Source organism: Pseudomonas pseudonitroreducens (assembly GCF_021603645.1).
Taxonomy (GTDB): Bacteria; Pseudomonadota; Gammaproteobacteria; order Pseudomonadales; family Pseudomonadaceae; genus Pseudomonas; species Pseudomonas pseudonitroreducens.
In genome coordinates this window covers 123037-136450 of record NZ_BQHJ01000007.1, presented here as the reverse complement: position 1 = coordinate 136450, position 13414 = coordinate 123037, and the positions used below count along the sequence as shown (strand labels likewise).

General features: G+C 63.2%; 17 protein-coding genes. 1 reads left to right on the top strand and 16 read right to left on the bottom strand.

Annotated features, from left to right (window positions below; all coding sequences use genetic code 11):
• Positions 1–2 precede the first annotated feature (2 nt).
• The 6 genes from L6D89_RS18185 to L6D89_RS18160 form a co-directional block, all read right to left on the bottom strand.
• Positions 3–1631, bottom strand: a complete 1629-nt coding sequence (locus L6D89_RS18185) for a ParB family protein (protein WP_033940618.1) — start codon at positions 1629–1631, stop codon at positions 3–5.
• Complete coding sequence (locus tag L6D89_RS18180; RefSeq protein ID WP_022579828.1) at positions 1624–1872, bottom strand: hypothetical protein; 249 nt, start codon at positions 1870–1872, stop codon at positions 1624–1626. Before L6D89_RS18180 ends, L6D89_RS18185 begins: the two co-directional genes overlap by 8 nt.
• The gene (locus L6D89_RS18175) at positions 1856–2731 is read right to left on the bottom strand and encodes a ParA family protein (RefSeq protein WP_022579827.1); all 876 of its coding nucleotides are present in this window, start codon (positions 2729–2731) and stop codon (positions 1856–1858) included. The genes L6D89_RS18180 and L6D89_RS18175 overlap by 17 nt, the downstream gene beginning before the upstream one ends.
• Before the next feature lie 42 nt (positions 2732–2773).
• Complete coding sequence (locus L6D89_RS18170) at positions 2774–2986, bottom strand: AlpA family transcriptional regulator (RefSeq protein WP_014603611.1); 213 nt, start codon at positions 2984–2986, stop codon at positions 2774–2776.
• 118 nt (positions 2987–3104) lie between these two features.
• Complete coding sequence (locus L6D89_RS18165; RefSeq protein ID WP_023124750.1) at positions 3105–3860, bottom strand: hypothetical protein; 756 nt, start codon at positions 3858–3860, stop codon at positions 3105–3107.
• Positions 3861–4424: 564 nt separating this feature from the next.
• Positions 4425–6353, bottom strand: a complete 1929-nt coding sequence (locus L6D89_RS18160) for a tyrosine-type recombinase/integrase (protein ID WP_014596114.1) — start codon at positions 6351–6353, stop codon at positions 4425–4427.
• 437 nt (positions 6354–6790) lie between these two features.
• Here L6D89_RS18160 and L6D89_RS18155 point away from each other — a divergent pair, with 437 nt between their 5' ends.
• Positions 6791–7993: a tyrosine-type recombinase/integrase gene (locus L6D89_RS18155; RefSeq protein WP_236200739.1), complete on the top strand. Its 1203-nt coding sequence runs from the start codon at positions 6791–6793 to the stop codon at positions 7991–7993.
• A gap of 5 nt (positions 7994–7998) precedes the next feature.
• Here the strand turns inward: L6D89_RS18155 and L6D89_RS18150 are convergent, their stop codons facing one another.
• The 10 genes from L6D89_RS18150 to L6D89_RS18105 form a co-directional block, all read right to left on the bottom strand.
• Positions 7999–8247 carry a helix-turn-helix transcriptional regulator gene (locus L6D89_RS18150; protein WP_236200738.1) on the bottom strand — a complete coding sequence of 83 codons (249 nt, stop codon included), beginning with the start codon at positions 8245–8247 and terminating at the stop codon, positions 7999–8001.
• Positions 8248–8447: 200 nt separating this feature from the next.
• Positions 8448–8636: a hypothetical protein gene (locus L6D89_RS18145; RefSeq protein WP_236200737.1), complete on the bottom strand. Its 189-nt coding sequence runs from the start codon at positions 8634–8636 to the stop codon at positions 8448–8450.
• Positions 8633–10477, bottom strand: coding sequence for a DNA cytosine methyltransferase (locus L6D89_RS18140; RefSeq protein ID WP_236200736.1), 1845 nt, complete (start codon positions 10475–10477; stop codon positions 8633–8635). Before L6D89_RS18140 ends, L6D89_RS18145 begins: the two co-directional genes overlap by 4 nt.
• 367 nt (positions 10478–10844) lie before the next feature.
• Complete coding sequence (locus L6D89_RS18135) at positions 10845–11069, bottom strand: hypothetical protein (protein WP_236200735.1); 225 nt, start codon at positions 11067–11069, stop codon at positions 10845–10847.
• The gene (locus tag L6D89_RS18130; RefSeq protein ID WP_236200734.1) at positions 11066–11548 is read right to left on the bottom strand and encodes a hypothetical protein; all 483 of its coding nucleotides are present in this window, start codon (positions 11546–11548) and stop codon (positions 11066–11068) included. The genes L6D89_RS18135 and L6D89_RS18130 overlap by 4 nt, the downstream gene beginning before the upstream one ends.
• Before the next feature lie 53 nt (positions 11549–11601).
• A complete protein-coding gene (locus L6D89_RS18125; RefSeq protein WP_236200733.1) occupies positions 11602–11919 on the bottom strand; it encodes a pyocin activator PrtN family protein in 318 nt (105 codons plus the stop codon).
• A complete protein-coding gene (locus L6D89_RS18120) occupies positions 11916–12224 on the bottom strand; it encodes a hypothetical protein (RefSeq protein ID WP_236200732.1) in 309 nt (102 codons plus the stop codon). The genes L6D89_RS18125 and L6D89_RS18120 overlap by 4 nt, the downstream gene beginning before the upstream one ends.
• On the bottom strand, positions 12221–12391 hold the full coding sequence (locus L6D89_RS18115; protein WP_167523267.1) for a hypothetical protein: 171 nt from the start codon (positions 12389–12391) through the stop codon (positions 12221–12223). Before L6D89_RS18115 ends, L6D89_RS18120 begins: the two co-directional genes overlap by 4 nt.
• Entirely contained in the window at positions 12381–12674 is a 294-nt protein-coding gene (locus L6D89_RS18110; RefSeq protein ID WP_236200731.1) for a phage antirepressor KilAC domain-containing protein, read from the bottom strand. Before L6D89_RS18110 ends, L6D89_RS18115 begins: the two co-directional genes overlap by 11 nt.
• A gap of 10 nt (positions 12675–12684) precedes the next feature.
• Complete coding sequence (locus tag L6D89_RS18105) at positions 12685–13287, bottom strand: hypothetical protein (RefSeq protein WP_236200730.1); 603 nt, start codon at positions 13285–13287, stop codon at positions 12685–12687.
• Positions 13288–13414 lie beyond the last annotated feature (127 nt).

Here is a 13414-nt window from a genome sequence, read left to right as displayed (position 1 = left end):
GCTTAGGTTCCAGAGTCCGCAGCGCCGGCTTCGAGATCGAGCAGGCGGCGGGCCAGTCGCAGCAGGCGGAACAGCTTGACCAGCGCGGTGTCGCTCAATCGTCGGGTTACGTCGCCCTGGCCGTGCAGCAGCGCCGGCAGGTCGATGACGAGTTGCCCGTTGTCCAGACCGACATCGGCGGGCTGCTGACCGGCCAGGCAAGCCAACAGCGTATGGACGGCACGGCCCAGCGGCGCTGGGTTTGTGGTGCGAGCACGGCAGGCGAAGCCGATGCCGTCTGGGCGGTCATCGATGCACTCGCCCAGGTCTGCCTCGACCGCAATCTCGCGGGCAAACTGCGCGACGTGGATGCGCAGGTGCTCGGGTGTGTCCAGGCCGGGGGCGATGTACCAGACATCCGAGATCGGATAGAGCCCGCCGGCCTGCACCGGGATGGACTGCAAGACATTCGCCGAGAAGTCGTGCGGCAGTGGATCGCCCAACTGGTCGGCGACCATGCGCTGGATGGACTCAAGCCGTTCGGTCGTCGGCGCTGGCGAGACGATGTGCTCCCGAAGCACGTCGTCATCTACCGCCGGACTGGCTGCGCCAGAATGACTGGCGTCCGCGTCGCTCTCGCCCGTCGAGGGCGTTGCCGTCGGCCTCGCAGCAGGTGGCGCAGTATCGGCCGGTGGGCGCGCGATGGCTTCTGGCTCTGGCAAGGCAGGCGGCGTCGAGGGCGGCGTCGGCTCGCTGACCAAGGCCCGCTGGCGGCTCTCGGATTCGGTCATGTCCAGAGCGAGCACGTCGTAATCGACGTCCAGCAATTCGGTCATCTGGCCGATCAGTTCGTCCTGTACGCGCTGCGCAGAGAACTCGTCGGCCTGGACATCGAATTGCGACAGCACATCCTGAAAGAACTCGTCGAAGTCCTGAACCAGTGAGCGGCCTTTGGCGTAGTGCTCCCAGGTGCGCTCGCAGGCCTTGCGCATGACCGACAACCGCTCGACCTGGTGACGCCCCAGGCCGGCGTAGAGCACGGTCGGGATTGCGGGCAGCAGGTAGCGTACGGCGTCGGCCATCCGGCTGATGTGCGACTGCTGCACGGGGTATCCGTCCGCGGCCAGGCGGCGGGCCAGCTCGGACTGGCTCAGGGTGGAGCGGATTTCCAGTTCGTAGAACTCGCGCGCTTTCTCGACGCCCAAAGCGCGCTCGATGAAGGTGAGGCCACCGCGCAGTTCGTTTTCCGCAAGATGCCCGGTGAGCGCGACGATCTCGCCACGCTCGGGCCATGGGCGGAACAGGCATGAGACCCGAAAAAAACGTTCGTCCCGGGTCTCCGACCAGAGTTCGCGCAGGATTGCCAGTCGCGTGTTGCCGCCATTGCGGATGATGTAGTGATCGTCGCCGGGCCGCCGGGTGATGGCCGGAGCCGCGTCCAGGCCACGCTCGCGGATGGATGCCTTGATTTCCTCGTACACCGGATTGCGCTTCTTGCGCGGGTCGTGGTCGTAGGGGCGCAACTGGTCGAGCGTCACGACCATGGGCGTGTCGGCGATCGGGTCGCTCAAGGTCGTTGCTGACGGGCCGCTGCGCTCGAACCCGGACGCAAGCAGTTTGCCGGCCATCTGCTGGGAGGTGATCTCAGTCATGGCCGCCCCCCTGCGCTTGGGATCGGGTCTCGCGCTCGGCACGACGGATCTGCGCACGGGCGTTGAGGGCTGCCCGGTGATCGCTGGCCGTCGAACTGGTGTAGATCGCGGCGCAGCCTGCCTTGGTGAACTTGAGGTGACCGCCCGCCGTGCGCTTGACGTGCCAGCCTTCGCCGACGGCGAACTCGATCAGGGCGCGCAGCCGATTGTGGCCTCGGGCCAGTTCATGTGCGTTCGCCATGGGGCCTCCTGATATCAAGAGGCTGTGGCGGACGGCCGGACACTGCGGCCAATCGATCCTGCCACTGCGGGAACAACTCGTCGGCAAGATCGCGCATGGTGGTGAGCGCGGCGGGAGCGACTCTGCCCACTGGCTGGCGGTACTCGACCCGATGCACCGGCAGGCCGCGCGTCGCGGCCCGCGGATAAGCCTCAATGGCCGGCACGTCGGTAGCCAGAACCCGAATGCCGGTGTGGCCCTGGAACAGATCGCGCAGCGCCTGCTGGATCAGCCGTGCGTTGGCGGACACCGGATGGACGCGGTTGATGAGCAGGTGCAACGGCGGCGGCTCGATGCCCAGGTGCCGGTACGGCGCAATGTCCGCCAGCAACTGCATGGTGCCGCGCCGCAGTTCGCGGGCGGCGAGGATTTCCGGGGTCACGGGCGACAGCGCGAGGTCGGAGGCCAGCACCGCCATCTCCAGCAGCACCGAGCGCGCGCCCTGGGTGTCGATCAGCACCAGGTCGTAGAGGGGGTTCAGTATCGGCAGTAGGTGTCGCAGCCGCAGTCGCCCGTCTGGCGCGTGCAGCAGCAAGGTGTTCAGTTCGCCTCGGTGGTCGTTGGAGAGCACCAAGTCCAGGCCCGCGATGATCGTGCGGGACACAAGCTGGCCGAGGTCGCGCTCGTTGAAGGCCAGCAATTCATAGATACCGCCCGGCGCACGATGGGCCAGCTCGTAGTAGGAGGACAAGGTGGGCTGCACATCGAGATCGAGCAGCAGCACGCGCAGCCCGGCGTCCGCAGCGAGACCGCCAAGGTTTGCGGCCGTGGTGGTCTTGCCGACCCCACCTTTGGTTGAAATGATGGATACGACCTGCATGGCGTTCTCCGGGTCAGGATGGAAAGTCCGCGAGAGAACGGGTCAGGCCCGGTTGTTGACGCGCTCGTCGATCCACTGATCGATTTCGATGGAATCCCAGCCCACGGCGCGCACGCCCAGACGCAGCGCCTGCGGGAACTGGCGTTTCTTCATCAGGTTGTAGATGTGGGCGCGCTTGAAACCGGATTTCGCTTCGACTTCTTCCAGGCGCAGGATGCGGCGTTCGTTTGGCTGCAGTACAGGTGTTTGCGACATGGCGGTCACTCCTGAACGCTCAGTGGCGTTTGTTGGCGTGACCTCTATTCAATAGACACGGCTGCGAAAAGACATTGCAAATGCAATCCCCGCGACTGCACATACAAGCTGGCAAATCTCAGAGGGAGGCGCTACGCAGTCGGCGCCTGGCGGTGGCGAACTTGCCGTTCAATGTCCGCTCCGCGATGCCCATGGCGCCGCTGTGATGGGCAACCAGCGCGCTGACCACGGCCTCCTGCGTCTTGAAGCTGGAGTACGGCGTGCCCGATGGCGACTGGCCGAGCATCAGCTCCAACAGGCCGCCAACGATGTTCAGGTAGGTGGCCTCGGCCCGATCACTGATCGGACACTGCGCGCATGCCGGAATCACCGTGGGCTGCTTGAGCAGCGCGTCATGCTTGTCCTGCAAATCGCGGAGCTGACGTTTGGTCTGTTCCAGGGCGGATTTCAAAGCCTGGCGTTCGACCAGCATGGCTTGCCCTGTTTCCAGAGAGATGGAGGGATGGGTGATGCGCTCGCCGCGGGAGAAGAGAAAGCCGGGCCGCTGCTCGGGGTAGTGCTGGCGCATCCAGCACTTCAGATCGACATGGCGTACCGTCAGATCAGGCGATTCGATCAACGCGGTGTCGCGCGTCGTGATGCCGTGCTGCCCGAAGGGCAGTTCCCCGTTGAGGATGCCGTCATAGATGCGGTCGGTGTACAGCCGCAGTTCGCCCAAACGTGGGCAGTCCAGCGACTGCGGCAGATTCATAGGCGACGAGACCGAAGCCAGGATCACCTGCTCGTATCGCAGCAGTCCGGCCCAGCGGATGGACGCTTCGAGCGGGCGGTAGAACACCTTTGATGTTGGTGCATCATTTTTGTTCTCGTGCATGCTCCGTCTCCTTCCAGGAGAAGAACTACAGGGCCGACTGCTTTTGCAGCCGTCCTCATGGTCGGCCTGTTGTCCGCGCAAGACGCGAGTGATGACGCCCGCTTTTGATTACTTCTGATCAGTTCGCGCAACGAGTAGGCGTTGTGTGCTCGATGTGCAAAAATCCATCGAGCACAAGAAAATCGAGCGTCCGTCGCGGCTCGACAGTGACGCTTGCACTATCAGGATCGTGAGAAGTGGCTGCTCTCGCAAAACCGTATCGGTATGGTCTGATGCGCCAGCGGTTTCAAAAAGCGGCGAACGCTCGGAATCTATTGATCGGGGCTTGAGATTGGCAACGAAAATCCGCTGGTGTCATATCCGATCGAGATACTGATATAGCGAGATAGCATTACCGAGAAGTCGCCTATGGTGACTGCCGAGCGCTGATCCGACGCTAAACGCTGCCTGCCAAAACGTGGAAATTGCGAGTTGGCCGCGCAGAAGACGGATGGGCGGCCATGCGAAGCGATCGACGTTCCCTCCTTTGACCTTGACCGGACGGTGCTGCCGCCCGGCCTCAGCTCAACGGGCGACGGGATCTTCGGGCATATCAACCAACATTGCCGTTTTTACCAGGCGCTCTACAGTCTGCCTGGCCAGCACCGGAGACGCCTCCGATTGCTCTGCAAGCTCATCGGTTTCTATGGCATGTGCGGCGACCAGTCGAGCTGCAAGATGCAGGTTGGTCGGATCGACGGCCTCGATGACTGGACACTTGCCCAGGGCATCGTATGGCCGCAGCAGTGCGTGATAGATGTGCCAGGTGTCGATACCGCGCGGCACCAGCTTCAGGACAGCCTGAATCAGCTTGCGCTTGATGGGGTCGAGTTGCCAGTCCGGGACGCGCTGCCCACGGTGACCCAGATGGATCGACAGGAGATTGCCGGCCTGAATCTCGTAAGTGATCCAGCGGCGGGACTTGCCAACCAGCTTGGCGTAATCGGCCACCGACAGGTTGTGGGATGCCTCGAATATCTCCAGCAATTGCAAGCGCTCGCGCTGCACCTCTGACAGCGTGGGTCGCGCGTACTCGGGCAGATGCACCGCCGAAAGTCGATAGACGGAAGCTGGAACCGCTGGTGCATCGGGTGCAGGCGCAACGATCAACTGAGGGGCGTTTGGATTCAGGGCGGGCGGCTGCGCTGCCGCCTGTCCGGCGATTGTGGGCAGGCCCTGCAACGTGATGGTCAAGTGCGTGCTGGCAACTTCGACCTGATTCTGCTCGAACAAGTCCAGCCGGTCGGCCCAGTCCTGCATCATGACGCGGCGTTGCTCGACGTACTCGGCGTGGTTGTAGGTCGCGCTGATCCGATCCGGATCGGCATGCGAAAGTTGGGCGTCTACCCACTTGGGCGGATACCCCAATTCATTGAGCGCAGTCGAGATGGTGGCGCGAACGCCATGCCCAGTGAGTTGGTCTTCATAGCCCATACGCTTGAGCGCGCCATTGAGCGTGTTCTCGCTCAGAGGGTTTTTCAGGCACCAATCACCGGGGATGAGATACACCTGTGCTGGCTTCAGATTTCCCAGCAAATGACGAACGACCTCTTGTGCCTGCAACGACAGTGGCACGATGTATGGCGGGATGTCGGCGAAACGCTGGCGCTTCTTCTTGGTGAGCTGCTTGCGTTGCTTGAGCCTGACAACCGGGATGATCCACAGACCGCGCTCCAGATCAAACTGATCGGGCGTGGCGTAGCGCAATTCACCGGTGCGCACGCCCGTGAGCAGCAGCAGACGTAGACCCAGTTGCGTATTCAGGCGACCGCTGTACTTGCGCAACGTCTGCAGCATTGCCGGCAGCTCGGGCATGCGCAAAAAGGGATTGTTCTCCACCGGGGGCAGCGGCATCGCCACCACGTCCAAATCCTTGGCCGGGTTGTCGCCCATGTTGGGCACCACCACCGAGGCGTAGGTGAATAGCTGGCTGAACCAGGTGCGCAGCTTCTCGGCCACCGACAGCGAGCCACGCTTTTCCACTCTGCCGATGATGTCCAGCAGGTGGGCGCGGGTGACGTCGTAGATGGTCAGGTGGCGCAATACGGGAAACACGTCCTTGGCGAAGACGCGCCCGATCTGCTTGGGCGTACTTTGGCGGCCCTCATTTTCCAGAGAGAGGCTGCGGTGGGCCAGCCATTTGTCGTAGATGGCCTGGAAGGTGTGCTCGCCCGCCAGGACGATGGCGTGGCGCTTGCGCTTGCGCTCCGAATGCGGGTTGATGCCCTTGGCCAGCATGGCCCGGGCCTCGTCGCGCAGATTGCGAGCGTCTTTCAGGGAAAGCGCGGGATAGCCACCGAAGGACATGCGCTCGCGCTTGCCGCCCCAAGTGAAGCGGAAGTGCCAGGCCTTGAAGCCGGTGGCGGAGATGTAGAAGTAGAGACCGTCGAAATCGACAAGCGAATACGCCTTGCCGGTCACCTTGGCCTGTCGAACCTGGAGGTCTGAAAGCATGAGTCCAACTCCTGCGAAGCGAGTTGGATGCCATGTTCCCGACGGAACCCCGGCTCCTCCAGCAACAATACGGTTTTGGGGACCTCCGTATTGCCAGTGTACCGCTCAACGTACCAGTTAGAACCGGCTGGGAGTGGATTTCGCTGGATGTCAGTGGATTGAGATCAGGTAAAAATCTCAATCCTGACAATGACTTACGACGTTCCCTGGCGTTCGGTGGAAGTCCCTGGAAAGTCGAAGTGGAGCGGGCGAAGGGAATCGAACCCTCGTCATGAGCTTGGGAATCTGTATAGGGTGAAATATCAGCCTTTCCCTCATGGTATCCGGTAGGGCTACAATGCCCGCCATTAGAGGGCTTCGGCGCCTTTCGGGTGTATCGTCTCATATCACTCCGGAGCGCCTTAGTTCGGGACAACTGTCACCGGATACTGTCACCAATGCTCACCGATAAACAAGTCCGCTCGCTCAAGCCCGAGCCCGGCCGGGACTACGTTAAGTCCGATGGTCGCGGCGCTCGCGGGGAGGGCGTCCTGCTGCTCAAGGTCCGCGAGAACGGCACGAAAGAGTTCTACTACCAGTGGCACGTCCAGGGGAAGAAGAAACAGCGCAAGCTCGGCACCTGGCCTGCGCTCGGTCTGGCCGAGGCGCGCGAGAAGGTTCGTCAGCAGTCGCCGAGCGCCGAGGGCGACGGATCACTGGCCGACTTGATCGATTCCTACCTGGGCAAGCTGGACACCGAGGGCGCTGCGTCGGCCGGCAATGTTCGGTGGGCGATGGGGAAATATGTCACCGGCCCATGGCCGCAGCTTGCGAAGCGAGCAGCCTCTGAGATCGAGCCGGGCGACATCCGCGACATCCTTGCCAAGATGATCGGTGACGGGGTGACAACCTACTGCAACCGCGTGCGCTCAAGCCTGCACGCGGCCTATCAGCACGGCCTCGGGCAAGAGTTCAACCCGCGCAGCTATGGCAGCACCTCGGTGAGGTTCGGGCTCAAATACAACCCCGTGGCCAGCATTCCCGTTCAGGAGGATTGGGAGCGCGCCGGCCAGCGCGCCCTCTCCACCGAGGAGCTGGCGACTCTCTGGAACCTCCTGCCTGAGCAGCTGAGCCTGGTCACCGCAGAGTTGATCAAGTTCCTGATTGCGTCGGGCGGGCAGCGGCCGGAGCAGCTGCTGGGGTCAGATCGGCGGATGTTCCAGAAGGATCACTACGCCATTCGGAGCCTGAAGGGTGTTGAGGGTGAGCGGCAGATCCACCTGGTGCCGTTCAACGTACTCAGCAAGGCGTGCCTTGCTCGGCTGGAGCCTATCACCGGCGAGGCCCCTTATCCGTTCATGGGGCGATATGAGAATGACTCGATCAACGCGCAGTCGCTTTCCCGCGCGGTGACCAAGCTCTATAAGCGGCATGTGGATAAGTTCGATGGGCCGTTCACGCTGCGAGATCTGCGGCGAACCTGCAAGACGCTGATGGGGGTGGCGGGGATCAGCAAGGACACGCGCGACCGGATCCAAGGGCACGCCTTCAACGACGTATCGTCGAAGCACTACGACCGTTACGACTACTTCAAGGAAAAGCGGGAAGGGCTCAGGGCGTGGGCCACCTGGTTGGTGAAGGTGGCCAAGGTGAAGCCCTAAGGCGGCTAGGCCGCCTTGGGTTTTGCGTATGCCTCGGGGTCATTCATCCACTGACTGATTTCCGAGGCTTTCCAGCCAACGCGGCCGGGGGAAAGGCGGATCTGCTTGGGAAAGCGCCCCGCCTTGATTTCGCGCCACATAGTTGCGTGGGACAGAGTTGTGCATTGCAGTACCTGCTCCTCGCGCAGGTAGCGCTCCAGCTCAATCGCCATTTCGATGGCCCTCGCTGACGTTTCTGTAGTCGCGCCGAACATCGACGTACCTTTCGATATGCCCGCAGGGGTTGCTCCAAGTGTGCACCTGCAGGCGTCTGCTGCCGTCGAAGCTGATACCGGACACCGGCTCTCCCCGTGGTCCGCCGCACACACGGCAGAGCCACGGCACAGTGATGGTCATGGCGTGAAGTCCATTGTGTTCCGTGCAAGCGGGGATGGTTACGGTTCGTTCCTCGCGATCAAGCATCGCTCACCTCCCATTTTTGAGCATCCAGCTCGGCTACGATCTTGATGGCCTTCGCCGTCCTGGTCCGGGCTTTCTCTGCGCAGGCTCGTGCATCACGGATCAGCCCCGAGACCTCCACACTGCCCGCGAGGCTGTCGATCTCTGCCAGCAGGCGCCGCAGTTCGTTGAGTTGGGTGTTCATGCGGCTTCGCTCCTGTAAAGGTCGATCAGGTCGGCGGCGTTAGCTGAGATCAGGTCCTCCGATTCGCAGGGACTGACACTGTTGCCTATGAGCTTGATCTGGTTGGTGGTGCTGACGGGCTTGCGCACCAGTTCGCCGGTGGCTTTGTCCTCGAACCAGCCCCAGTCGGTGATGTAATCCGGGTCAAAACCCTGGGCGATCTTCAGTTCGACCGGCTTGAGCATGCGGAGGGTGAAGTCGACGAGAACGTAGTCACCTAGCAGCACCAGGTCGGCCAACTGCGGGAAGTGCTCGGGCAGGTGCTTGTGCAGGAAGGCTGCGCACTTCCGGGCCTTCTCCATCAGCTCGGGGGGGAGGATTGTTGCCGGGACCTGGACAACAGTGACCAGTGCCATGCGGTCCTTCGTGGGGATGGTGTGCATCGGCTCGGCCAGGTCCTGCCATTGGCCGCCGGTGCTGTAGAACTTCACCAGGTAGGCGCTGGCCAGGCGCTGGTTGGACCCCGCCTGTGTGATTGTGCTGAGCGGTGCGTCTGCTGCTCGACCCGCCCCGTCGTAGAAACCCCCGTTGGCCTGCTCAAAGTGGCAGGCTGCAACAGCTCTATGGTTCGACGGCAAAAGGGTCCCGACGGGCTGGGTAACTGACTGCGGCTTGCCGCTGTAGCTCGGGCCGCCAGCGCCAACAACCATTGCGGTTACCAGTGCGTGCTTGCAGCCTCCCGCCACTACGGTGCCTAGCGGCTTGCCGAGTCCAGGCGCTCGCGGTTGCTGTCCCGGACGCTCTCCGTACCCGGTCTGAATCAGCGTGGCGGCAGAGAGGGCGAAGTGCCCCCCCTTCACCTGGGCGACCTGGGTGCGCAGTGGTTCTGCGGCGCTGAAAGTGCGCTGGTTACTCGCATTGGCAAACTCGGTGAGGTTGGCTGCGGCGAGGTGGGCGTCGTCCATCGGCACAAGGAAGGGCTTGTCCGCCATGACGGTGTGCCGCCAGAAGCCCTTCGCCACGCGCCGACAGGTGTTGTCGACGTGGGGGCGCTCGCGCTCGATCATGCTCTTGCCAAGGTCGCTCCAGTCGATGCACTCGGCTGCAGTGCGCCAGGGAGCCTGGCCAGACTTCGGCTTTTCGTGCCGCTTCGGGGTTGTCCAGATTATGGGGCGTCCGTCTGTGCGTCCGATCATGAACAGACGTTTGCGGATTGTCGGGGCGCCGGCATTCGAGGCGCGGCGCTCACGCCACTCCACGTTGCAGCCCAGGCCGCGCACCAGGGCGCTCTGCGGTACCCATAGGCCGATGGCCGCCATGATTTCCGGCATGTCCGGGTGATCGGCAGGTAGGCCGCTGGTGAGGCATGCCACGAACGCCTTGAAGGTGCGGCCTTCCTCGGCCTTGATTGGCTGGCCGTGCTCGTCGAGCGGACCCCACTTCTGGAACTCTTCGACGTTCTCGAGCAGGAACAGGCGTGGTCTGGTGGCGTGAACCCAGCGCACTACCACCCACGCCAGCGAGCGGACCTGCGGGCTGCGTGGGGCAGCGCCCTTTGCCTTACTGAAGTGGCGGCAGTCGGGGGATGCCCAGAGGATGGCGACGGGCTGCCCGCCGGTTGCAAGCAGTGGATCGACATCGAAAACGTCGGTGGTGAAGGTCCTTGTGTTGGGGTGATTTGCCTTGTAGACGGCAATGGCGACCGGGTTGTGGTTGATAGCAACGTCTGGGTCGCGATATGCCTTGCGGCCTCCGCTACTCGCACCACCCAGTCCGGCGAACAGGTCGACGTAGAGCTCTCGGTTGAACGGGAGGGAGCTTTGCTGGGAGGTGGCAGAGGGGATGCTTCGGAATGCGGTCATGCCTCACCCCCGGCTACCTGGTGCGCAGCGTGCGTATACCCCTCGACAGGCTGCGCGTGCGGCGCAGTGGGGGAGCGAAGCGTTGCAGCATCTTTTGCGCCTCGGCGCACGCTTGTCGTGGGGTATGCGACCTCTGCGCGGGCCTTGGGTTTGGGTAGGAATATGCCTGCTGCTGCGCAGCAGAGGCTTTTTATGGCGCCACCCTCGGGCATCGAGGGGTGGCCCGCGAGACTCAGAGTCAGCAGGGCGCGACGTGCCAGGCCACCGCCGCGCTTTCGCGCGGCCGCAGCTTGGGTGCTCAGGGTGGCGGGTGCCAGGGCGCCGCCCTGGTCTTGTGCCGCTACGCGGCGATCCGGGTGAAGGTGGGTCATGCGCGCAGTTCCTTTTGCAGATCGCTCAATGCGACGGACTGGCGGGCTTTGGTCTGGAGCGACCAGACGGCCTCGGGGCCGAGAGCATTGCGGATCTCGACAGTTAGGGCGGCCAGATAGCGTTCGGTCTCGTGCAGCTTCTTCGTGCAGCGCTCGTGGTCGTGCACGAGCTGGCCGGCAGCCTCCGGGCTCAGCCGGCAGAGGGGGTAATTGCGCCTCATGCTGCACTCTCCTCGGGCTGGGCTGCTGCCGCTTCGAAGACGCTCATCAGGCGCGCGCGGATCCCTTGAACGGCAAACTCCACCTCACTAGCACCCTGGGCAGCATCTGATGCGCCCATGGCCAGCCAGGTTTGCTGAGCGAGATTCAGGTTCTTCGTGGCGCGTTCTAGGGTGATCAGGTCGGAGGCTGTGAGCGGGTTAGAGCGACGCGAATAGAAGGCGATCCGACGATCTGCATCCTGCATCAGGCCCTCGCGGTCCTGGCGGTGGCTCTCTCTCAGCATGCCTATGTCGTTGTGAAGTGCCTCGACGTGCTCGGCCTGGTCGGCGAGGCCATCGGTGTAACCCTTCCCGTATACGACTGCCTCGGCGAGTAGTTTCCCTTTATTGATGCCGCATGCATAAGCGCCGATCAGCAGCAGAATCATCGGCAGAAGGATGCCCAGTACCAGGGCGGTGATCTGGTGGTTGGTCAACATAGTGGTGTGCTCCTAGTGGTGGATGCGCCGGTGGTGGCGGCGCGGCTTTGGTCTCAAGCGGATCCGATACGGCGTGCCAGCTCCTCGTCGGCGAGGTAGGCGCGCTGCTCGATGTAAGCGGCGAGGTGGTGGGCCTCGACGTACTGCAGTGCCTTCGCGCTGTCGTCCAGAGTGGTGATCGGCAGGCCAATGCGACCTTCCTTGATGGCCTTGGCGAAGTTGTCCTTGTTGAGGTTGCGGAAGTAGCGTTCGCGCAGCGCTTCCAGTGGAATCAGCACCTCACTGAAGGTTCGGTACACCAGGTCGACGGTTTCGCGCCTGGGTGCCGGCAGCAGGCGCAGCTCCGGTTGCTGGTCGGGGCGTTGGGTCATGCTGCCGCCTTAGCAGCATCGCGCCGCGCCTCGGCGAAGGCCGAGCCGGTATAGGGTGGCTGGCCATAGATCAGCTCCATCTGGCGTTCGTATCGTGCGTTGCCGGCCAGTTCGCAAAGTGCTGTGTGAGTAGGGGTGTCGATGATGTCGGCATGCAGGGCGAGCACGATGGCGCCTCGTGCACGGTCTGTCTCCGAATCGCAGACGTGCTCGTAATTGGTGGTCCGTGCAGTGGTGAGCAGGGCGCTAACCATGCGGATCAGTTCGGCCCGCACGGTCTGCTTGGTGGTCGGTTTGCGTTTCATGCCTTGCCTCCTTTCGGGTGGTTCCAGGCGATCTCTACGTGGGTTCTAACCAGGTCGCGCCACTCCGCCGGCACGTTCGCCAGGGCGGCTCTGCGCTCCTCCTGCGAGCGCAAGCCGATGATCTGGCGGGCGTAGTGGCGTGGGCGTAGGCCGTGGTCAGCCGACATCGCGGCGGTCCTGCTCGGCCGGTGGCATCGGCAGCGGGATGTCCAGCTTCTGCCGCAACCAGGCCAAACCAGCGGGTCGCACTCGGGTGGAGTAGCTGTACTGCGGGCCAAGCTCCGGGTGGTGCCAGTTACCCTCGTGCTTTTCGAGGTACAGCCGGTCTCGCAGTGGGTGCGTCGGCAGGTTGCGGTCGTCGAGCAGGCCAGCCTCGCGCATGCGCTTGATCAGGGCGGGGCGGGTGATGCCCAGTGCCTTGGCGGCATCCTGTAGGGATTGATTGCGCATAGGGCACCTCTCATGCCGCCCGCGCCGGCTTCGGCGTGGCGATGGTGATGAGGTGTTCCACGGACTCCTGCAGGCGGCGGGCACAGTAAGCGTCGCTCTCGCGGCGAATCGTCCAGCAGCAAGTCCGGGGCTTTCGCACGCCAACGCTGAGAATTGCGCAGATCCCCGACGTGTTGACGGTTCGGTGCACGGAGACGTTGATCGGATTCTCCAGCCCGACATCGAGGGCAAGGAAGCCGCCGCGACGAGCAAGGCCCTTGATCGCTTCCTGCTGCTCGGTGTCCAGCAGCGACTCGCGTTCGGGCATGTGCAGGAGGACGCGCGGGCGTGCAGGTTCAGCTGAGTCCACACGCCCATTGGCGATGGCGTCGATGAAGTCAGCCAGTAGCTGGTCGTTGTGGCTTTCGCCGTTGATGACGCTAATGGAGTGCTTCTCGCCGCCCATGGTGATGGTGACGTTCGTGCGTTCCAGATCGCGCTCGACCTGCATGACCAGCTCGATCTGCTGCTGACCGTAGGCTGAGCGGCAGGTGTGGCGGAATTTGCCGTTCAGCTCCAGTTGAGCTGCCAGCATGCGCAGGGAGTTATCGGAGAGGGTGAATTGATTGTTCATGCCGCGTCCCCCGGAGTGGTGGGGTAGGGCGGCACGGCGCGGAGGGCGCGCTTGCTACGACCGGATACGAACTGGCAGCCAGCAGCAGCGGCCAGCCGGCGCACCTCGAAGATGCGCCCGATCTCTA